The sequence below is a fragment of the Candidatus Limnocylindrales bacterium genome, assembly GCA_035559535.1.
Lineage (GTDB): Bacteria > Moduliflexota > Moduliflexia > Moduliflexales > JAUQPW01 > JAUQPW01.
Window position 1 is genome coordinate 87,883 of the sequence record DATMBG010000017.1, and the last position, 22,032, is coordinate 109,914.

Annotated in this window: 17 protein-coding genes; 5 read left to right on the plus strand and 12 right to left on the minus strand. The window is 44.8% G+C overall.

The features are described 5' to 3' along the window. Positions 1-224: 224 nt before the first annotated feature. The 5 genes from VNM22_05340 to VNM22_05360 form a co-directional block, all read right to left on the minus strand. The gene (locus VNM22_05340) at positions 225-1,424 is read right to left on the minus strand and encodes a mandelate racemase/muconate lactonizing enzyme family protein (GenBank protein ID HWP46564.1); all 1,200 of its coding nucleotides are present in this window, start codon (positions 1,422-1,424) and stop codon (positions 225-227) included. 81 nt (positions 1,425-1,505) lie between these two features. Continuing rightward, on the minus strand, positions 1,506-4,091 hold the full coding sequence (locus VNM22_05345; protein ID HWP46565.1) for a branched-chain amino acid ABC transporter ATP-binding protein/permease: 2,586 nt from the start codon (positions 4,089-4,091) through the stop codon (positions 1,506-1,508). 71 nt (positions 4,092-4,162) lie between these two features. Next, positions 4,163-5,098 (minus strand): branched-chain amino acid ABC transporter permease, encoded by a 936-nt coding sequence (locus VNM22_05350; protein ID HWP46566.1) that lies wholly within the window; start codon positions 5,096-5,098, stop codon positions 4,163-4,165. A gap of 50 nt (positions 5,099-5,148) precedes the next feature. Beyond that, entirely contained in the window at positions 5,149-6,435 is a 1,287-nt protein-coding gene (locus VNM22_05355; GenBank protein ID HWP46567.1) for an ABC transporter substrate-binding protein, read from the minus strand. Between the two features lie 255 nt (positions 6,436-6,690). Next, positions 6,691-7,944 carry an acetoin utilization protein AcuC gene (locus VNM22_05360; GenBank protein ID HWP46568.1) on the minus strand — a complete coding sequence of 418 codons (1,254 nt, stop codon included), beginning with the start codon at positions 7,942-7,944 and terminating at the stop codon, positions 6,691-6,693. 383 nt (positions 7,945-8,327) lie between these two features. On the opposite strand from VNM22_05360, the gene VNM22_05365 reads away from it, so the two are divergent. After that, a complete protein-coding gene (locus VNM22_05365; GenBank protein ID HWP46569.1) occupies positions 8,328-9,554 on the plus strand; it encodes an NYN domain-containing protein in 1,227 nt (408 codons plus the stop codon). 44 nt (positions 9,555-9,598) lie between these two features. On the opposite strand, the gene VNM22_05370 is transcribed toward VNM22_05365, so the two are convergent. From VNM22_05370 to VNM22_05400, 7 genes are all read right to left on the minus strand, one after another. Beyond that, positions 9,599-10,774: an ATP-binding protein gene (locus VNM22_05370; protein ID HWP46570.1), complete on the minus strand. Its 1,176-nt coding sequence runs from the start codon at positions 10,772-10,774 to the stop codon at positions 9,599-9,601. An 83-nt stretch (positions 10,775-10,857) separates the two neighbouring features. Next, positions 10,858-12,966: an ATP-binding protein gene (locus tag VNM22_05375; protein HWP46571.1), complete on the minus strand. Its 2,109-nt coding sequence runs from the start codon at positions 12,964-12,966 to the stop codon at positions 10,858-10,860. 436 nt (positions 12,967-13,402) lie between these two features. Beyond that, complete coding sequence (locus tag VNM22_05380; protein HWP46572.1) at positions 13,403-13,873, minus strand: transcriptional repressor; 471 nt, start codon at positions 13,871-13,873, stop codon at positions 13,403-13,405. A gap of 413 nt (positions 13,874-14,286) precedes the next feature. Then, on the minus strand, positions 14,287-14,526 hold the full coding sequence (locus VNM22_05385; protein ID HWP46573.1) for a hypothetical protein: 240 nt from the start codon (positions 14,524-14,526) through the stop codon (positions 14,287-14,289). Between the two features lie 157 nt (positions 14,527-14,683). After that, entirely contained in the window at positions 14,684-14,935 is a 252-nt protein-coding gene (locus VNM22_05390; protein ID HWP46574.1) for a hypothetical protein, read from the minus strand. A gap of 153 nt (positions 14,936-15,088) precedes the next feature. Further along, positions 15,089-15,535: a hypothetical protein gene (locus VNM22_05395; GenBank protein HWP46575.1), complete on the minus strand. Its 447-nt coding sequence runs from the start codon at positions 15,533-15,535 to the stop codon at positions 15,089-15,091. A 366-nt stretch (positions 15,536-15,901) separates the two neighbouring features. Continuing rightward, positions 15,902-17,422, minus strand: coding sequence for a sigma 54-interacting transcriptional regulator (locus VNM22_05400; GenBank protein HWP46576.1), 1,521 nt, complete (start codon positions 17,420-17,422; stop codon positions 15,902-15,904). Positions 17,423-17,512: 90 nt separating this feature from the next. Here VNM22_05400 and sfsA point away from each other — a divergent pair, with 90 nt between their 5' ends. From sfsA to VNM22_05420, 4 genes are all read left to right on the plus strand, one after another. Beyond that, entirely contained in the window at positions 17,513-18,337 is an 825-nt protein-coding gene (gene sfsA, locus VNM22_05405; protein ID HWP46577.1) for a DNA/RNA nuclease SfsA, read from the plus strand. A 43-nt stretch (positions 18,338-18,380) separates the two neighbouring features. Further along, on the plus strand, positions 18,381-19,808 hold the full coding sequence (locus VNM22_05410; GenBank protein ID HWP46578.1) for a four-carbon acid sugar kinase family protein: 1,428 nt from the start codon (positions 18,381-18,383) through the stop codon (positions 19,806-19,808). 22 nt (positions 19,809-19,830) lie between these two features. Continuing rightward, positions 19,831-20,862, plus strand: coding sequence for a 4-hydroxythreonine-4-phosphate dehydrogenase PdxA (gene pdxA / locus VNM22_05415; protein ID HWP46579.1), 1,032 nt, complete (start codon positions 19,831-19,833; stop codon positions 20,860-20,862). A gap of 98 nt (positions 20,863-20,960) precedes the next feature. Continuing rightward, positions 20,961-21,935 carry a 2-hydroxyacid dehydrogenase gene (locus VNM22_05420; protein HWP46580.1) on the plus strand — a complete coding sequence of 325 codons (975 nt, stop codon included), beginning with the start codon at positions 20,961-20,963 and terminating at the stop codon, positions 21,933-21,935. The last annotated feature ends 97 nt before the right edge of the window (positions 21,936-22,032 follow it).

Below are 22,032 nucleotides of genomic sequence, written 5' to 3' on the forward strand. Positions count from 1 at the left end.
TCTTTATCGAGCACCTCAGGCTCCGGAGACGTCAAAGTCGTCCAGTTTAAAACTTCCGAAGTCTGGGACTTTAGAGTTTTCATCCTTTTCTTACCAGGAGGTACCTTAAACCCCTCGGTCTTTTATCTTTATCGAGTTCTTTGATCAGGAGGGGCAGCAAAAGGCGTAGGTTGAAAGTAATCAATCCGATTCTATAAGGGTTATCGGGTTGAAACCTTTTCGGGTTATAAAGTCGAAGTCTGGATTGTTACGTCGGATCGCTTTACTACGTCTGGCAGCAAGGCAAGACCCAGTCCCGGGCCTTCAGGTGCATAGATATATCCGTTTTCTATACGGGGAAGCCGGGTCACCAGCTTGGGATACCAACCATAGTAGAAGGCCCGTACGGTCTCTTGAATTAAAGCGTTAGGTGCGTTTATGCACAGATGAACCGAAGCCACGAGGGTTACGGGACCTGTGCAGTCATGGGGAGCAAAGGGGAGGTGATGAGTTTCGGCCAGTGAAGCGATACGGCGGGCTTCTGACAGGCCACCTGCCCAGGCTACATCCAGCATGACAATGCTGGTGGCATGACGTTCTAACATCTCACGAAAAGCAAAACGGGTAGATACGGTTTCGCTGGCACAAGTTGGGATGTGGGTAGAGGCCTTAAACTGGGATAGGGCATCCAGATTGTCCATACGAATGGGATCTTCAAACCACATGGGCTCGATTTCTTCAAGGGCTTTGGCAATCCGTATCGCAGAGGGGAGATTCCAGAGGCCATGCATTTCTACCGCTATCTCCATACGACGTCCAACCGCCTTTCGTATCTTTCGGAACGGCTCTACACCCTTGTCCAGATCTTCAAGACTGATGGATTGACCGTTGGTTTTCGGAGCGAACTGATCAAAGGGCCATATCTTCATGGCACAAATTCCCTGGCTGAGCAGACTTTCGGCCAGTTCATCGGCCCGGTAGAGAAAAGCTTCAAGGTCTTCGTAGGGACCCTCTTTAGAAGATTGAAAAGAACCTACTGCCACCTGTTGTGTGGCACTGATTCCATAGCGATAACCCGCGCAGGTATTGTAAATTTGAATACGCTCCCGATAAGGCCCTCCCAGCAATTGATAAATGGGAAGCCCGGTGACCTGTCCGAAAATATCCCACAGGGCGATATCAATGGCAGAGAGTCCCCGAATTTCTGCACCCCGACTCAAAGTCGTTCTTCCACGGGCAAAGATCTCATTCCAATGTCGTTCGATATGAAGAGGGTTTTTCCCCAACAGGTAAGGGGCAACCTGGGAGTGAATAAAGGTAGCTACCGTATGGGGTCCATAGGTGGTTTCTCCTAACCCCACGATACCCTGGTCGGTATAAAGGTGAACGAAAAGAATATGTGGAAACTCGGCCACATGGATCGTATCGATACGGGTAATTTTCATAAAATAACAGGCCGTAGAGGGTGGACGGGCAAAGTTCTTTTTTACTTATTTTTGAACTGCTCCCGGTCCACCCTCTCTCCGTTAAACCCCAAGGGATCGAATTCGAAGTTCTTCATTTTCCATCAACTCCCGGGTATCTCCTGTATAGATGATTTGACCGTTATTAATGATGTAAGCCCAATCAGAGAGATTCAAGGCGATATGGGCGTTTTGTTCGACCAGGAGTAGTGTGGTTTCTCCTCGAATCTGCTCTAGAATGTTGTACACATCGGTAACAATGGCCGGGGCTAATCCTTCGAAGGGCTCATCCAAAAGAAGAAGCTCTACATTTCCCATTAAAGCCCGGGCAATGGCCAGCATCTGACGCTCTCCCCCGCTTAAATGTTCCCCCCTTCGCTGTCTCAAGGTTTTCAATTTGGGAAAACTCTCGTAAACCTTTTCCAGGTTCCATCCCTCAGGGCCACGTTCTCGATAAGCAATGAGGAGATTTTGCTCTACGGTGAGATTAGGAAAAATTCGCCGTCCTTCCGGGACGATTCCAATCCCCAATCGGGCTATGGATTCAGGAGAATATCGGGTGGTTTCTATATCCTTGAAGAGGATCTGTCCACTCCTTGGAGGGTTGGTCCCCATGATGCTTTTAAGGGTTGTCGTTTTACCCGCTCCATTTCTTCCCAGGAGGCATACAACTTCCTTCTCCCGAATCTCCAGGCTTACATCATGGAGAATATGACTCTTTCCATAATAGGTATTGATGTTGTTCAGGCTGAGGAGAGGACGCCGGGATTCTCGGGGAACTTTCTCTTCTTCGGGCTTACCAGGCTCTTTGACCCTAATCTGGGTACCTCCCAAATAAGCCTGTTGGACGGCTTCATTTCGTTGAATTTCTTCAGGAGTTCCCTCTGCAAGAACCCGTCCTTGATGTAACACAGTAATCCGGTCTGAGAGGGCTAAAACCCGATCAATATCATGCTCGATGAGGAGGATGGTTAACTTTCCGGCAAGTTCTTTGATAAACTTACTGATACGGGTTCTTTCCACAGGAGGTAGTCCGGCTAAAGGTTCATCCAGCAACAGAATATCCGGTTTGGTTCCCAGGGCAATTCCGATCTCCAATAATCGTTGATCTCCATGGGAAAGATTACTGGCTAACACTTCTTCTTTACCCTGAAGACCTACCAAAGCTACAATCCGCTCGGCCTCCTTCCACAGATCCTGGAGTTGATCGGCTCTTGAGATCATATTGAACCGATGTTTGCTGGCCGCCTGTACGGCAATGCGTATATTTTCCAGAACCGTTAGTTGTTGAAAGATACTGATAATTTGAAAGGATCGGGAGATCCCTCGTTGGATAAACGCATAGGGAGGTAGTCCGGTTATTTCTTCCCCTTTGAGAAAAATATGGCCTTTATCTACGGGCAGGAGACCGGTTAATAAATTAAAAAAAGTCGTTTTACCTGCCCCATTAGGTCCAATAATGGAATGTAATTCCCCCTCCCGAACTGAAAAACTGACATTATCTGTGGCAGCCAGGGCCCCAAAGCGTTTTTCCAGATTTTTAACCACCAGAAGCTCAGAGGTGGAAACAGGACGCGGAGATGCAGTATCCCGAGACGCGGAGACCCGGGGACGCGAGGACGTAGAGATAATCCCCAGGTCTCCTCCCCGTGTCCCCGTATCCCCGCGTCCCCGGGTCTCCGACTCCCTGCGTCCCCATAAACCCAGGGGTAGGAATGAAAATAATTTCTTAGCGATTCCTACAAGACCTTCAGGAGAGAATAGGATAAAGAGCATGAAAAGAGTTCCGAAGTAGACCATCCAGTTTTCTGTGTAGGTGGTCAGAAAATCCCTCAGAAAGATGAAAAACAGGGCTCCCACTGCAGGGCCAAAGAAATTGTGCATCCCACCTACCAAAGTCATGGCTACAATCTCACCGGACATGGTCACATGAACGGTTTCGGGATAAACAAATTTTAAAAGGAAGGCATAAAGTACCCCGGCCAATCCGGTAAAGGTTGTAGAGACAATAAAGGCAACCAGTTTATATTGTTTGGTATTGTATCCTACACAACTGGCACGCTGCTCGTTCTCCCGGATGGCTTGAAGAACCTTACCAAAGGGAGAGTGAACGATACGCCAGATGAGAAAAGTGGATATGGCAACGATGATGGCTACAAAATAGTAGTAGGTTTGAGCATTTGAGAGAGACAGGGTAAAAAAGGGTGGAAAGCCTACAGGCAGGCGAGTAATACCCCCCAACCCATTTTCCCCTCCGGTTATAGAGGTGGCCCGGTATACGATATAAAAAAACATCTGGGTAAAAGCAAGGGTCAAAAGGGAGAAATAGACACCTCGCCGGCGCATGATGAGAAATCCAACTCCAGCTCCCAACAGGGTGGCTGTTAAAATCCCAACGATAAGGGGCAGTATCATTCCTTTAGAGAGATGAAGTTGGGTGAGGGCCGCTGCATAGGCTGCCAGACCAAAGAAAGCACCGTGTCCAAAGGAAACAAGGCCGGTATATCCCAACAACAGATTATAGCCAAAACCCAACAGGGTAAAAATAATAATTTCGGTAGCCAGTGAGGTGGTAGAACCGAAGTATTCAACTGCAAAGGGTAATAAGAGTAGAAAAATAAAAAAGGGAATGAGAGGATTTTTTAACAAATCTATCCAATGTCCGTGGTTTGTTGTGGGTGGCTCTTGCTAAGAGGCCATAGACAACAGACCCTGGACCGTTACTCAAACTTTTCCCATCGTTCTCCTAAGAGTCCATGAGGTCTTGTGAGCAGAATGATAGCCATCAGGATATACATGGAAGCCTGGGCCCCGGGTGGCCAGAAGCGAATGCTGAGGGTGACAATCTCTCCGACCAGAAGTCCTGCTACAATAGCTCCCCAAAAACTTCCGAGACCCCCAATGGTTACAACCACAAAGGCAGCGGTGGCTATTTCGTTTCCCATGGCCGGTTGTACGCCGGCCAGGGGAGCGGAAAGAACTCCGGCCAATGCAGCCAGTGCAATTCCAAGGCCGAAAACCAGCGTAAAAATAGAATTGAGACCTATCCCCAGCATCCGTACCATCTCGGGATCTCGGGTTCCGGCACGAATGATGGTTCCATACCTGGTTTTTTCAAGAAACCACCAGAGTCCCACAATAATCGTAGCCGTGCATATGAGAGTAAACAGGCGATATTTAGAATAGATAAACGGTCCGATGGGAATAGCTCCAAACAAAGCCTTGGGAATATCAAAAGGATAACCACTGGGACCCCAGATAATTCGGATCAATTGTTCAATGACCATAGCCAGACCGAAGGTAAACAAAAGTCCCAGGAGCGGATCTCCTGAATAAAGCCGTCTTAAAAACAGTACTTCGATCAGCATTCCCAGAATGGCCACAATAATGGGAGAGATAATAAGAACCCCTGTAAAACCCAAAGCATGTTGGAGTTGGACAGCAAAATAGGCTCCCAAGGCGTAAAAAGCCCCATGGGCAAAGTTAATCACCCCGATCATTCCAAAAATAATGGACAATCCCAGTGCCACAATTACATATAAGGTTCCTACTACAAGACCATTGGCGATGTATTCCCACAACATAAGTAAAAAGTATGGGAGTATAGAGAGTGTGGGAGTGTGGGGGGTAGAACTCCCATACTCCCATGCTCCCATACCCCCAGTACGGGCGACTGGCCGGTCGCCCCTACACACCCTATGGTCTTTTATAGGGGTTCCAGCTTACAGCCTTCCTCTTTTTTCATCATGATGGTTTCCAGGGATTCATTCTTACCTGGGATCTCTTCGAGAACTTCAAAAATGTCCCAGGGGTCTTTCATTTGTGCCTTTGGTTTGACTTTAACCACATACAGGGGTTGCATGAGTTGGTGATCCCACTCACGAAACTTACCCGGTCGTCCTTTATAAATTTCAAATTCGACGCCGCTTTCTAAGAATTTCACCAGGTCTTTACTTTGGGTTCCTCCCGTTTTTTCTATGGCTTGCAGGATAATCTGCATGGCCACATAATCGGACCAGGCCTGATTATCAGGGGGTTTCTCAAACTTTTTCATGAATCGAGCAGTAAATTCTTTAGCAGCAGGTACATCAATCCCATGATACCAAAGAGAGGGCCAGACCCCGGTAATGGCATCAGGACCTGCGGCCCAGAATTGGACGGTATCCATAACCCCTCCGGCCGTCTCAAAGGGCGCTCCGAACTCTTTGTATTGCTTCAGAAAAGTAGTTTGATCCACTCCGGCCAGGTTCAGAAACAGAAGATCCGGATTCACAGATTTTAACTTGAGAATATAGGAGCTATAATCCGGGGTATTCGTAGGAATCATATCATTCCCCAGTTCGGTCCCTCCATGTTCTAGAAGAAGTTTTTTAGACACACGATAGAGGTCATGCCCAAAGGCATAATCGGCCGTTAGAAAATACCACCTGCTAAACTTCTGGTTCTTAATCAGCCATTGCCCGATGGTATTTACATACATGGTGTTGCTACCTTCTGTGGAGAAAACATATCGATGGCATTTGGTTCCCCGGATCTCATCTGAATTAGCCCCGGTATTGATAAAGGGAATCCCTGCCTCTTGAGCAACCTCACCAATCGCCAGCGTCGAAGCACTGCTGATCTCTCCTACCAGAGCAACAACTTTGTCTTTTTCAATCAACTTCCTCGCTTTTTGAACCGCCGTACCTGGATTTACGGAGTCTTCATAAATCACTTCGATAGGCCTGCCCAGAACACCCCCCCTGGCATTAGCCTCTTCAACAGCCAGTTGGACTCCCATAACGGCATAAGCCCCGATTTGACCTAAAAATCCGGTACGAGGGGTAATGTGTCCTATTTTGATGGGTTCTGCAGCAAAGGCTTTAGAAAATAAAGGCTTTCCAAAATTTCCAATAATGGCGGCAGCCCCTAACCTTCCTGTAACCTTTAACCATTCCCGTCGCGTTAGTCCGTAAGGGTTAGAACTTTCAGGTTCTTGTTTCTCTTTTAACATAAAATTCCTCCTTGATCCCTCCTTAGAATTAAAGGTGTAAAAGTTCTATTTTAGTGTTCAATAACTTCTAACAATTCCTGCAAAAATTTCAGGATCCTCTTCTTTGATAGGATAAAAATTTCATCCAATAGTCAAGGGAAAAGTAAATCAAGGTGAAAATTTGCCGATGTATAGACCCCCTTGCAGGAAGTTAATCTTCTGTTTCGGTCAATGAATCCGGTTGACTTTTCATTCCCTGTTCTGCCTCTTCTCCAATCAGGAAGCTCCTAGGATGGGAAACACTGTATCTTTCAAATATTTAATGGATTTATCCAATGCTTTCAAGATATTATCCCGGTCTTTAGGTTTTGTTCGAATCTCGGGATCTCGCAGCGTTTTCTCTTTATATCCAACCTTTTCAAACAAAGGAAGTACCGAGGCAGGCAATTCATCCGGTAATTGAACCCCGTTCATGATGGCCCAGGCGAGGGTCCAGGCCCTTGCTACATTACTGAGATTGTATCCCCCACCCCCAAGGGCAATCCATCGAGGTGCCAGATCTTTAATCTGGCTGACGACCCTGGAAAATCCGTTGGTAGTCAATAACATGGTTGCTAAAGGATCGTCATGGAAACTGTCAACTCCCAGTTGGGTCACCACAAAATCGGGCTTATATGCCTTTAGAAGGGGAGGGACTATCTCAGAGAAACCGTATAGATAAATTTCATCATCGGCTCTGGCGAGAAAAGGAAGATTAACCGAGTATCCCTTACCCTTACCCTCTCCGATTTCCGTTTCAAATCCGGTTCCTGGAAAGCGAAACCGTCCACTTTCGTGAAGGTCAATGGTTAAAACCTGATCCGTATCATAAAAAGCCGCCTGAACCCCATCCCCATGATGGACATCGATATCAATATAGGCGATTCGATACCCTTGATCCATAAGCCAGGCAATGGCAACAGCCGGGTCATTTATATAACAAAATCCAGAAGCCTTATCTGGCATGGCGTGGTGGAGTCCTCCGGCAATGTTAAAAGCCGTACTTACTTTTTTTCTTTCCACCCCCCGGGCTGCCTGTAAACTGCCTCCTGTGGTTAATAAAGACCACTGGTAAACACCTGGAAAGACGGGATTATCTCCTGTACCCAACCCATACTTATGATAGGCCTGTTTCTCAATTCCTTTATCGGCATCCTCCAGAACATCCAAATAATCAGGCGTATGAATCCGCTCTAACTCTTGACGGAGTGCTTTTTCAGGTGTGAGAAGTTGCGTTTCAGGAAGGTCGAGAAGGCCATAAGCCTTAATCAGTTCATAGGTCAGCTTGAGTCGATAGGGTTTTAAGGGATGCTGTCCCCCATAATCGTATTGGAGATAGGCATCGGTATAGAGAAAGGCGGTTTTCCCGTCCCCTACGGTTTCCTGAGCCCGGACTGGGAAATTTGAAACAAAAGAACCCGTGGCAAGGGCCGTTATGGTCTGACCGAGTTTGATGAGGAACTGTCTTCGGGAAAAGGAATATGGGTTCATGCTGTTTAAAAATACTTGCAAAAAGAAAATTTTTTAATAGCCAGAATTGTTCAAGACGATGCTTTTCTTTTATGTTTATTATAGTTGTACTCTTCTTTTGTGTAAAGAGCACCTTCCTAACTGGTATCTGTATCGGTACGGAAGAAAACCACCCCTCTGACCCTCCTTTGAGGGCATAGGTGCTAGGATAAGAGTGAGATCCATGAGGAACGCCCCTTCCGATCCCTGTGAAACGGGGGAGAACAGGGAGGATGTTTCTTCTTCCACCTACTAGATTGATCCAAATACTTTAACTTACAAATACCTTGACTTAAAATTTACTTATTATTTATAATGTTTGTATTCTGTTTAATTAGAAAATAATTCTCATTGAGGTATATTGTATGGAAAAGATATTTTTGGCCATTTTTATAGATCTTGAAAACATTCCCAGCAGACTCAATTTAGAAGTTTTGATGAATTCCCTTATTTTGAGTGAACAATCTAATTATAATTTTGTTTTTGCTTACAAGGCAGCTTACGGGGCATTAAATTCGATTTCGTCGGAGTTAAAGACTCAATTAAGAGATTACAACTTTTCTATGCAGGAAAAACCGCATATCGGATCCAAAAAAAATAGGGCGGATTTATTTATCAGTATTGATGCCTTTGAAACCTTGTATGTCAACAATCCTGCATTGGATCGGTATATTTTTGTAACCAGCGACTCGGATTTTACCGTAATTATGGATAAACTCCGGAAATATGGAAAAGAAGTGTGGCTGGTATGTCGGAAAGATGATGAAGAGCGGCAGATCCTGGCGAAATCCTGTGATAAAATGCTCTTTTTAGAGGATTTTTATCAGAGTGATTCCGGTGGTTTTGATGAAAAAACGAAACGGGAGTACCTCGAGGATAATGATAGAAAAGCCCGGGAGTTATTTAAAGAGGTTCTGACCAGTATTGATTTAGAGAGACTCCCCTATAATATTTCGGTTATTAACGATAGGATGAAGCAGTTGGATAAGAGTTTCGATATCAGGTATACCAGTTATAAAAGATTTGGAGAGCTGGCCAGGTATTTTGAGAAAAAGGGTATTATCAAGGTAGATGATCAAAAATTAGGATTTCCCACTCTTATCGATATCGATTTATCTAAAATAGAACAGGAAGGTTTACCTGCCCAACATAAGAGGGATTATAGCTATAAGGATGTATTTAGAAACAGGAACATCATTATAGGGAATAACACGAGATATCAAATCATTAAAAATATGATCGAGAAAATAGATGGCAAAGTTACCCCATCAGATTTAGCAGATCTTGCTGAAATTCCTAATAGACTGTTTAAATCCTATATTAAGATAATCTTTAATTTACCCTTTATAAGGGTTTCAGATTCTAATACCTTTTCAAGTCCTATAGAGTTGGATGTGGAATTGTATAAAAAGTCAAATCTTGAAGATGAGATTAACAAATATTTAATAAGAAAATTGCAAAGTATCCTGGATACAAAGGCTATTGATACCAAAGAATTATCCAAGTGTCTGTATGGGGATGTAGAGCATGAAAGTTATCTCAATAATCTGATCATGACCATGGAAACCCGAGACGCGAAGATCGAAACTTAGGAAAAGGGTTAGCAGTTTTTAATCTCTAGTTTCCGGCCTTTTCTCTAGTTTTCTTCCTTTGCAACCGGTAGTGAAAAGGTAAAGGTAGAGCCTTTCTCGTAAACGGAATCTACCCAGATATGACCCCCATGGAGTTCCACGATTTTTTTGGCAATGGCTAACCCGAGTCCCGTGCTGGTCTCACCCTGGGTCGGTTTGGTGGTGGTTCTTCCGAACTTTGTAAATAAAGTACCTAGTTCTTCGGCTCGAATCCCCTGCCCCTGGTCCTGAATACTCACTTCAATTTGGCTATCTCGATGGATAGCTTTGATTTTAATAGAACTCTCGGGATAAGAGAACTTGATGGCATTACTGATCAGATTATCTAGAACTTCATGAATTCGTCGGGGATCCACATACACCGGGGGAAGATTCTCTGGAATTTCTGATAGGAGTTGAATTCCCTTGTTGGTGGCCAGGTATTGATTCTTCTCCAGGTTCTCCTTCAGGAGAGAATCTAACTGTATTTTTATCCTTGTCAGCTTCAATTTTCCAGATTCAATGGCATGGATATCCAACAGGTCTTTGATGAGTTCTAAGGCCTGATAGCAAGAATCATAGATAATATCAAGATACCTCATCTCTCGCTGGCTGGCTCTCCCTGTCAGGGACTTTCGAAGAAGATCTGCAAAATTTATGATAACCGTTAAGGAGTTACGCAAATCGTGGGCTACCATACCCAGGAGTTCATCTTTTCTTTCATTGGCCTGTTTGAGTTCCCGGGTTCTTTCTTCAACTTTTTGATCTAATTCCTTGTTAATCCGGATGAGATCTTCAATCAATTTTTTGTTTTGCCGGCTGAGTTCATAGGCTTCCAGGGCGCGTTTAAGCGTAATTCGCAATTCGTTCTCATCCCAGGGTTTGGTGATATATCGATAAACCCGGCCTGTGTTAATGGCATCGATCAAAGCCTCAATGTCGGTAAATCCCGTAAGGATCATCCGGATGGTGTCGGGGAACTCCGGAATGGTCTTTTCAAGGAACTGGACCCCGGTCATATGGGGCATCCTCTGATCGGTGATAATTAAGGCAATATCTTTTTCTTTCCGTAAAATGTTCAGCCCTTCGTCTCCGGATAAAGCAGTAAAAACTTCGTACTCTTTCCGAAAAGTCTCCTTAAAGGTTGTCAGATTGTGCAACTCATCGTCCACGTAAAGGATTTTATACTTTTTTTCTCCCATGCCAAAAACGAGAGGGCGAAAGAGAGAATGAAGAAATAGGAGGAAAGTAAGTACTTTCCTATTCCCCCATCCTTACCCGCGACCTAACGGCTTTGTTTAATCGGTAAGGTGATAATAAATTCCGATCCCACCCCTACCTCACTCTGAACTTCTATTTTACCGTGATGTTTTTGGATAATCCCATAACTGATGGAAAGCCCTAAACCGGTTCCTTCCCCCACCTGTTTGGTGGTAAAAAACGGATCAAATATTTTCCCCAGGATTTCCTGGGGGATTCCAGATCCAGAATCTTTAATACTGATTTTAACCTTATCCTCTACACGCCAGGTTTTTATACGAACCTGACCGGTATTTTTAATAGCCTGAGAAGCGTTCACCAGAAGATTCATGAAGACTTGATTAATCTGCCCTGCATAGCACTCTACCGGAGGAATATCTCCGTATTCCCGAATGACTTCAATTCGATTTTTATAAGGGTTGGAGAGTAGATTGAGGGTACTCTCTAAACCCTCATGTAAATTAACTTCCTTAAGTTCTGCCTCGTCGGGACGGGAAAAACTTCGTAAATCCCTGACAATTCGTACCGTTCTCTGAACCCCTTCTCGAATGCTTTCCAGCATATTATAAATGCCGTTTATGGCGTCTTCATATTCGATTTCTTTTTTGAAGGCCTCCACGTCTCGAACAAAGTTCTCTAGTTGATCCGGCTTTATAGAGGAAAGTTCAGAGTATTTACGAACCAGACTGATGAGATCATCGATATTTCGGCGTAGGGGTGTTAATCCCGATGAGATAAAATTAACCGGGTTATTGATCTCATGGGCTACCCCGGCAACCAGTTGTCCCAGGGAAGCCAGTTTCTCAGACTGGACTAATTGAAGTTGAGCATTTTGGAGATCTTGATGGGCCTTTTTTAATTCCTCATAGGCTTTTTTCAACTCTTCTTCAGCCCTTGCTTTTTCAGTGTTGTCCTGAATCAAGCACAATAAGGTCTTCACCTGGCCATCTTCTCCCAGGATAGGAGTTAAAACTACGTTGAGCAAAACTTCCTTACCGGTAAGATAAGAGGTATAGGGAATATTGAATCCCTTAAAGGGAATCCCTTTCTCTAAGGCATCCTTAAAAACATGAAGTAGTCCGGTATCTCTAATGGTCGGTATTTCAACGACTTTCATACCCACAGCGGTTTCTGAGCCTTTAAAACCCATAATTTCAGCCCATGCCGGATTCTGACTCGTTACAATTCCCTGATCGTTCACGGTGGAAATTCCAATGGGTGCATTCCGTATAATACTTTCGTTGAATCGGTATAATTCCTCCAACTCTCGGGTTCTTTCGGCGACTTTCTGCTCCAGGGTTCGGCTGTATTCTTCCAGTTGTTCGTAGGACTGTCTTAACCGGGAAGTCATTTGATTAAAAGCTTCGGCTAATTCACCGATTTCATCTCTGGATTTTATGTCAACCTTCTGGGTCAGATCTCCCCCGGAAATAAGATGGACACTATGAACCAGCTTCTGAATCGGAGTGGTAATCCGCTTACTAATTAAGCTTAAAATGATACTTCCCATAATCAAGAAAATACCGGTAATAATCCCCGCGGTTTTCCATGTGGCTTCCAGTTTATGGGAAAGACGTTCCTTAACTTCTTTGATTTGAGAATAAGAGGTTTCCAGATCAAAACCTATCCGAAGGGTTCCGAGTCGTTCCCCTTCACTTTGGATAGGAACACTCACCTCCATGATATCCTGACCCTGTCTTTGATATTCGTAAATGGTCACATCTTTTATCTGAGAGGCTTCTATATCGACGGGCTCATTGAGAATTTGATTGACCTGATTTACATCGGTATGAACTAAAACCTGTCGGGAGTTGTCCATGATCAGGATAAACGAAATTCCAGGACTTCCTTCGGCAGCAGCACGAATGAGATCCGATAAAAAGGTCAGGTCAAACCCTGCAATGGCATTCTCAGAGGCCAGAGCCAGCGTTCTGGCAAGAGCTATACCCCGCCTTTGCAAGTTACCTTTGATAATCCGGACTCTGCTCTCCATTTCCTCCTGTAAGTTGTTCTCTTGATTTTTGATATAAATATAGCTGAGTAGAGGAATTAAAGTCAGAAATAGAGGTAGTACGGTAAGGATAAGCTTGGTTTGAATGGGAAATCGATTTGGCAATACCCGGAAGTATTTCATGATCTGAACCCCTTTATACGCTGAACTCCCGTCAAAATTGACTCCTTATTAAGGTAGAAACATCATCCTATATTTTATTATCTCCGTCAACAAATTATTTAGAAATGTCTCCTCCGTGTTGGTTGGTAGCTGTAACCTTTTCCTAACCTCCTTAGGGCTTTCAAGGGAATGAATCGTTGATAGGTCCCGGGCAAAATATCCTTTCCCCTACCCCTTTCCCTGAAAATATGCCCTCCTGACCCACCTCAAAGGAGGATTTTAGTAGGGAACGATTCCCCCTAGGTTCCCTCTTGAGGGGAGCAGGAGGTACTTCTTCTTTCACTTACCAGGGGATACAGATTCTTTTAGAAAAAGTTAAAAGTTAATCGGAAAATGGGAAGAAAAATGAAATGAAGAAAGAAAAAGAGATTGCTTGAAGCCTTCTCTCTACGGGTGTTTAATACACAAGAAAGTCTTGTTTTTCGGTTGTATGGGTTTCTCTTTCCTTGTCTTGGCAATCTGAACAAAGGCCATAGAGTTCGTGCTTGTGGGTCTGAATGATAAAACCATGTTGCCTGGCAATCTGTTCCTGAAGCTTTTCAATAGCCTCGTTTTCGAATTCAACAATCTTACGGCATTTGGTACATATGAGGTGATCGTGGTGGGCCTGGACAAGCTCGTAACGCGTCTGTCCATCACCAAATTGCCTTTGTTGAACCAGACCGCATTCACATAACAGATTCAAGGTTCGATAGACAGTGGCAAGTCCGATCATGGGATTTTGCTTACAGACAATTTGGTAAAGCTCTTCTGCGGTTACGTGACCCTTTACAGACAGGAAGGCTTCTAGAATAAGCTCACGCTGTTCCGTAAGCTTTAACTTGTTTTGACTGATATATTCTCGAAGGACTTGTTTTTCTCTACTCATAATCTGATATAATTAATTTAACTCAATTTTTGATTAGGAACAACCCTTCTTTTTATAGGAAACCTTAAGCCAACCGGGGTTAGTTTAAAACCTATGGAGGGGGAATCGCTTTACCGTTTTTAATGAATAAAAAGGTATCCAAATCTGAAATTGACTATGGATGAATAAAGGCGGAGGGACCCAAGGGGAAAATTTTAAGCGTTCAAGTGGGAAATTAAGGCAAATTCCCTCGAATTGAGAGGTTCGACTTTACAGGATATTCTCTTCGAGAAAAAAGGCTGAAGGCACTTTAAGCGCCTGCCTTAAAACAACGGGTACTTCCTGTTTACAGTTCATGGTGAAACTTTCCTCCTTCTATAGACCACGAAACAGGTTTTTAGACTCGGAAAAAATAAGCCTGGAGATTCCTCTTTTTAGCAGATCCGGCATCTCCATGCCTTGAAGGTTTCTGGATTCCTCTTTTCGGTCCTCTTTCGCCCTTCTTTCCGAATCTGTAAGAGGGTATATCCATCCGATAGCAGGGCCGTAGAATCTTCTATGTTGACCGGATTGAAACCCATTTGGGTTATATAAAAGTTTATCCAATAATTTAAATCCTTCACGTAAAGTTCCACACGATGATTATTAGCCATAGGTTGTTTATTCAAACCCATCCTGGGTCTTCTTCTGACGATATTGGTTTAAGAGAAGCAGAAAACATCCACTTACCAATTGGTAAGGGTTAAATAACGTTTCTTCTGAGAATATCCTCAGGGCTTTCTTAAGGGCTGAGTTTTTGCCTATAAGAACTCCATCCCTCATGGGGTTCAATTATTTAGAGCCCTCTGGGACGGTTGTAATTGCCTTCGGAACCGGCAGTTCTTTTCCTGTAACTGCCTCTGGAGAAATCTTAGGTTTAGATTTCAAGAAGCTTTCCATTTCCCGCTGAACATATTTACCCGTCACCAACCCAGAGTCCGCCACACTGTTCTGCCTAAAAGCTGGAGCCCGGATCAAAATCATACTTCCAACTATAGCCATGGCAATTAGACAAATATTTATCAAAATATCTTTCATTTTCATAAGCTTTCTCCTGACCGGTGAAAGTCGGAAAGAGGGCGGGGATCTCCTGAATTTCTTTTTAAAATTTCCCTCTTTTCGATCTCACCTTTAGGATATAGGGTTTGGTAACGGTATGATATAGCCGTCGGTATAAGGACCTACTTCTTCGACTCTTTAACGGGTATTCAGCCAGGGCCATTTATCTGCCCCATCCTGAAAGTAAGTTGGACCCTTGGGGTTGTTTGGAACCTGATAGATCACTTGAGGCAGAGAAAATTCTTTGGTCTCTATGGTTTCGGGTGGAGTGACGGGTTTAGGTTTCAAGAAGCTTCCCATTTCCGGAACCTGTTCGCCTCCCTTTTCGCCTATTCCCAAGAACCGATCCCCTGTCATATTGGGATTTTCTCCCCTGGGGGATTGATAGATTGTACTCGGAGAAGGGGAAGGAGTTGTCGGCTTTGGTTTCAGGAAGCTTCCAAATTCCGTTACCACCTGTCCTCCCTTCTCCCCGACTCCCATAAACCGATCATCCTGTCCAAAAGCTAGGGAAGTGGTCAGGGTAATACCCACGGCCAGGAGGATTATCAGGATACTCTTTTGAAATAAGAGATGTGTTTTCATGATGATCTCCTTTTGAAGAAGTAAAAGAAGCAAGTTTTTTTAAGACGACCCGGCGTTCTCCGGGTTTACTTGCCTCGGTTATAGATGCTATCGATTTGCTTACTTTTAATAAGAGCAATCCCCGTGCCAGGGCTGCAAAAAATCATCCTTTATAAGTATCTGTTTTTTAAAAGCTTATAAGATCCCTGGAAAAATCCTTTTTCTTTTGTCTCTCTTTTAGAGACAAAAATTCAAAAGATTCTTTTAAGTATTTAAATTAAGCGAGCTTAAATAAGTAAAATTTTTTTACCATTAGTCTCTTTCTTAAAGACAGCGAAGAGAAAGGAAACAAGGGCGGGGAGAATCGAAAAAGGTATAAAATAAGGTTTACTTGAATTGATTTAAATCCAGCCCATTCCTCGAAAGGAGCTTATAAAGGAAGGTTCGGTTAACCCCGGCCTTTTGGGAGGCTTCCGCGATATTCCCCCGGGTTGATTGCAACAGGCGCCGCAAAAAGCTTTTTTCAATATCCCTCACAGCCAGTTGTCTGGCAGCTTCTTTGACCTCTTTGAGTTCTCTGTAGTTCTCTGGAATGGCCGGGTAGGGTCGCTTCAAAAAGCGCTGAGGTTGTTGAAGTTCCGGAGGAAGATCTTTTAACTTGATGGTTTCTCCTTTGGCTAAAACGATGGCCCTTTTAATAATGTTTTCCAATTCTCGAATATTCCCGGGATAATCGTATTCCAACAAGCGCTCTTGAGCGGCAGGTTCTATCTCCTGAATCCGTCTGCGAAACTCCTTATTAAATTTCTTCATGAAGAAATTAATCAGTAACGGAATATCTCCTCGCCGCCCTCGCAAAGGAGGAAGTTCCAGTGTAACCACATTAAGTCGGTAATAAAGGTCCTCACGGAAGGTCCCTTCCGCAATCATCCGTTTCAAATCTTTATGGGTTGCGGCTACAACACGCACATCGACGGTCAACAATTGGTTACTTCCTACCCTTTGGATTTCTCCAAATTGGAGGGCCCGAAGGAGCTTGGTCTGAAGGTTCAGGCTCATATCCCCGATTTCATCCAGGAACAGTGTTCCATGGTTAGCCGCCTCGAACTTTCCGATTCGGGTATAGGTAGCTCCTGTGAAGGATCCCCGTTCATGTCCAAAAAGCTCAGACTCCAGTAAGCTTTCAGGGATGGCCCCACAATTGACCGTAATAAAAGGATACTCGGATCGGGAACTACTATAATGAATGGCCCGGGCTATAAGCTCTTTTCCGGTTCCACTTTCTCCATAAACAATAACCGGAACAGATGTTGGGGCAACCTGTTCGACCAGGTTCAGGATATTAACCAGCTTTTCATCGGTTCCTACGATACTGTTAAAAATCGAGCTTTCTTTAAGCTGCTGCCTGAGATAAATATTCTCTTCCGCCAATCGTTCTTTAATAGCCTTTATCTGATTGTAGACCTTTAAAAGTTCCAGGTGCTGCCGCTCAAAAATCTCTACGTTTCGGCGCAGTCGAAGACTTAAAAGCTTGAATATAGCCAGCATCAAAGGCGGATCATGGGCCAGAATTTCGTGGAAAGTATCGCAGGGTATTTGGAGAAGGAGGGTATCTTCCAGAGTTTGGGCCGATGCAGACCGCAATCCTCTATCCACAACGGCAATTTCACCGAGTACATCTCCACGCTCCCCAATCATCAACTCGGCATCGTGATGGTAAACCCGAACTTTACCTCGAAAAATCACATAGACGGCATCCCCGGGACTATTCTCCTCAAATACGGAGGTCTGCTCAGGAATAAAAACTTCCTTAGCGGCCAGGGCCAATCGGAGAGACTCTTCTTCTTTTAAAGCGGTAAAGAGATCAATACCCTGTAAAAATTCTTTTTTCTCTTGAAGAGATAACATATAATGTTTTATTAACAGAAGTTTTGTTCATCGTCAAGGAAAATCCTTAACAATCCCTGAAAACCTTTACCCATTTATTTACCTCCTTCTATGCGGATTTCCAGGCCATTTTCAAGTCTTTTTCTTCCCCACCGTTACCCGGGTCCGCTTTTAAAAGGACGGTTTATCCGGCGACCTCATCGTTTTGCCGCCCAGGTCCAATTGGACCGGGTGGATCTCCTATCCCGGGCCGGGGAGTTAGGTCTTAATCCTTCTCTTTTAACCGGGCTGACCCAGGAACCTGTCGTAACCCATGTACCCGACCCCGGACGACTTCTGGAATTACTTCAACCCGGCGTAGAAGTTTATGTAAGCCTGGCCGCCTTAACCTCTTCGAAGGAATCCTTACGAAACCGGAAAACCTTCTCTACACTTCTTCTGGTCCGGTCTTCAGATCCCCCTTATCCTCTGGTTTCTCTGGATACTCCCTCTGCTAATCGCCTCGCCGAGGCCATTTTGAGACACTCCCGGTTCTCCCCTATAGGAACCTCCTGGCAGTTCAAGCGAGAATACAAAATCGGAGAAAGTCGGCTGGATTTTTACCTTCATCAAGATAAGCATGAGTTATTTTTGGAAGTTAAATCGGTCTCCCTGGTAAAAAATCAAATCGCCCTGTTTCCAGATGCTCCTACTTTGCGCGGAGTCCGGCACCTTCATGAATTAATCGACCTCAGGCGACAGGGAAAACAGGCAGCGGTTTTATTTGTAGCCCAGAGAGACGATCTCCTCTGCATTCGCCCCAATCGGGATACCGATCCCCGATTTGCCACCGTATTGAAAGAGGCTTATCAACAAGGGGTCCAGCTTTTCGGGGTCAAATTTAAAGTCTCTTTAGAGGGTTACTTCTATCAAGGGCCTGTTCCCGTTGAAATTTAAAGGGTTGACACCGGCCAGATAACACGCTAAATTAGAGTCCAACATGGACTTACAATTAAACCCTGAAAAAACCTTTGCCATCGTTGCCGATGATCTCACCGGGGCCAATGATACAGGAATTCAGTTTTTGAAGAAAGGACTCAAAACCTTAGTGATTCTTGATCTGGAAATAGAGCCCGGGTTGATCAACGATATTCAGGTGGTGGTGTTGAATACCGATAGCCGTTTCCTGGCCCCCGAGCAGGCGTATGCCCAAACCAGGGCCATGGGTCTTGTTTTGAAAAATTTAAAGATTTCCCGAGTATATAAAAAAATAGACTCTACGCTACGGGGTCATATCGGAACCGAGATCGACGCCCTCATGGAGATTTTAAACTTTAAAGTCTGTTTTCTGACCCCGGCTTTTCCGGTTTATGGGCGAACGGTTCAAAATGGAAGTCTCTATCTTGATGGAGTTCCCATCCATAAAACGGCGATAGCTTCAGATCCTACCTTTTATATGAAAAACGCCTTTATTCCGGATTTGCTGGTCCGACAGACCCGACGGAAGGTAGAGGTAATTCCTTTAGAAACCCTTCGCCAGGGGAAAGAGACTTTACTCCCAAACGTTCATCGGCTTATCCAGGACGGTACCGAGATTTTTGTCCTGGACGCTTTAGTCCAGGATGACCTGAAAATCGCAGCTCAGACCATCGCCAGGCTCTCCATGCCCGTTTTAATTTGCGGTTCCGCAGGATTGGCTGCCGAGATTCCGGAAGCATTTCATCTGGAGGGAACAGCGGGGAAGGAAAAAAAGAACGGAAGAAGGAAAGACGAGGAAAAAGAAAGAAGCTTTTTCCTCCCTTTCTCCGATTCTCCCCCTCGATTTTCTGTAGTGGGAATTTGTGGAAGTCTGAGCCCGGTGACCCGGGAACAGGTAGAGTATGCCGCAAGAAATTTGCAAATACCGGTTTTAGAAGCTTTATCAGATAAAATGGTGGATGAGCAAGAAAAGACAGGGGAGATTCAAAGGCTCGTTACCCGGGCCCTTTCCTACCTTATCCAGGGTAAAGATATTTTAGTAACCACCGACAACTCCCGAAAAGAACTTCCGTCGGAGGTTTTTTTAAGGCATAGCCGTCAGGTAGCTCAGGCTTTAGGAGATCTGGCGGTGGAGCTACTTAACTCCACCCGCTGTAAAGTCCAGGAGATGGGACAAATTTCGGGTTTATTCTTAACCGGAGGAGATATTGCCTTGAGTGTGTGTCAGCATTTGGGAGCCAGGGGTATTTATCTGGTGGAGGAGGTATTACCGGGAATTCCCTCCGGCCGTTTAATCGGAGGAGATTCTGCAGGGTTAAACATTATTACGAAAGCAGGCGCTTTTGGTCATCCAGAAGCCATAGCCCGATGCATCGAATATTTAAAAACCAGGCATCAGGATACCGGCTTCAGAGGTCAGAAGGAAAATCTTCCGAATTCTGATTCCTGAATCCTGGATCCTGTTTTCTATCATGTCAGAGAAACCAATTATCGGAATAACCATCGGAGACGTAGCAGGGGTCGGGCCCGAAGTGACGGCTAAAGTCCTTGCCCACAAGCAGGTTTATGAGATCTGTAAGCCCCTGGTTATCGGAGATGGTAAGATCATGAAAAAGGCCTGTGAAGTCACCGGGGTTCCGTTAACCATTCATTCCCTTCAACAACCGTCCGAAGCAAAGTTTGAGTATGGAACCATGGATGTCCTGGATCTGGATAATATAGATATGAGCCGATTCGAGTACGGAAAAGTGAGTGCCATGGCAGGTAAAGCAGCCGGAGATTACATTATAAAAGCCGTCGATCTGGCTTTAGCCAGGCAAATAGATGCCATAGTGACCTGTCCCATCAATAAAGAAGCCTTGCAAGCTGGGGGATATAAATACGATGGGCATACCGAGTTTCTGGCCGATTTGACCCATACCAAAAATTATGCCATGCTCCTGGTTAACGGTACTTTCCGGGTAGCCCATGTGTCCACCCATTGCTCCCTTCGAGAAGCCTGCGATCGGGTTAAAAAACCCAGGGTTTTAACGGTTATCCGATTACTCCACAATACCCTCCGGCAGCTTAAAATTGAATCTCCTAGAATTGGGGTTGCCGGGCTTAATCCCCATGCCGGGGAACATGGTTTATTCGGAGATGAAGAAATAAAGGAGATTACCCCGGCCATTGAGGAAGCGAGAAAAGAAGGTATTCAGGTGGTAGGTCCCCTTCCCCCGGATACCATCTTTACCCATTTACGGGGAAGGGTCTTTGATGGGGTGGTAGCCATGTACCACGATCAGGGACATATCCCCTCCAAAGTCCTGGGATTTGTCGTGGATCCGGAGACCGGAGAATGGATCGATATGAAAGGGGTAAATGTAACCATTGGACTTCCCATCATCCGGGTTTCAGTGGAACATGGAACGGCTTATGATAAGGCCGGAAAGGGAATCGCAAACCCCAATAGTTTACGGGAAGCCATCCAGGTTGCCGTCGAACTGGCAGGAGGGACGAGGTAGAAAATACCTTTAATTTAATTTGATCCGAATAGAAAACGAAATAAAAAGAATCTGATTACAAATAAAACCAAAACTTCAAGGTATACAAAGGGGAAAGTATGAATGACTCTGGCCCTTTCAAGGTTTTGTATTTTAGTGTTACAAATCCCGAGTTGTATGAAGTCATCCGATCTCTGGCTCCAAAGGGATTTGAAGTAATAACTCTGGACCGGGGAGATGAACCCGAACGATTAGAGAAACTCCAGGAAGCAGATTTTATTCTGGTAGCCGATTCGGCGATAACCAGGGTCCATATCCAGGCAGCCCCCCGTTTAAAGATGATTCAACATCAAGGGGTAGGCTATGAAAAAATTGATTTAGCCGCAGCGGCGGAAGCAGGGGTCGTGGTAGGAATAACTCCGGAGGGGACAACCATACCGGTTGCCGAGCATACCATTCTCCTGATTCTGGCTCTTTATAGAAGGCTTCCCACAGCCCATCAATCCTTGTTGGAGGGAAAATGGCTCCAATGGGGATTACGGATGCAGTCCTTTGATTTGTACGGTAAGACCTTAGGGATTGTAGGAATGGGGCGGATCGGTCGGGCTGTTGCTTTCCGTGCAAAAAATTTTGGCGTGAATATCCTTTACTACGATAAATACCTTCGATTAAACGCCGAGGAAGAGCGAGAGTTACAGGCCCGGTTTTGTTCCTTTGAAGAACTCCTATCGACTTCGGACATTGTGTCCCTTCATGTCCTCCTGAGTGAGGAAACCCATCACCTGATGGGACGGGATCAACTTAAATTGATGAAGAAATCGGCCGTGCTCATCAACACCTGTCGAGGTCAGGTGGTGGATGAATCCGCCCTTTATGAAGCCTTAAAAAACAGGTCTATTGCCGGAGCAGCACTGGATGTTTTCTATCAAGAACCCCCGGATCCCCAGAATCCCCTGTTCAAGCTCGATAACGTCGTTCTCACCCCCCACATCGCAGCTGGAACCCTCGATGGGTTTAAAACCAAAATCCAGGCGGCCTTTGCCAACATGGTTCGATTTGTGGAAGGGAAACCTATTTTAAACCGGGTTAAGTAGAAAAAATAAAAGACTAAAGGGCAAAGGCGAAAGTAGGTTAAGCGTCCGCGCTTGATAGAAGGGTGTTTTTCCTTTCGCTTTTGCCCTTTAGCCTTAA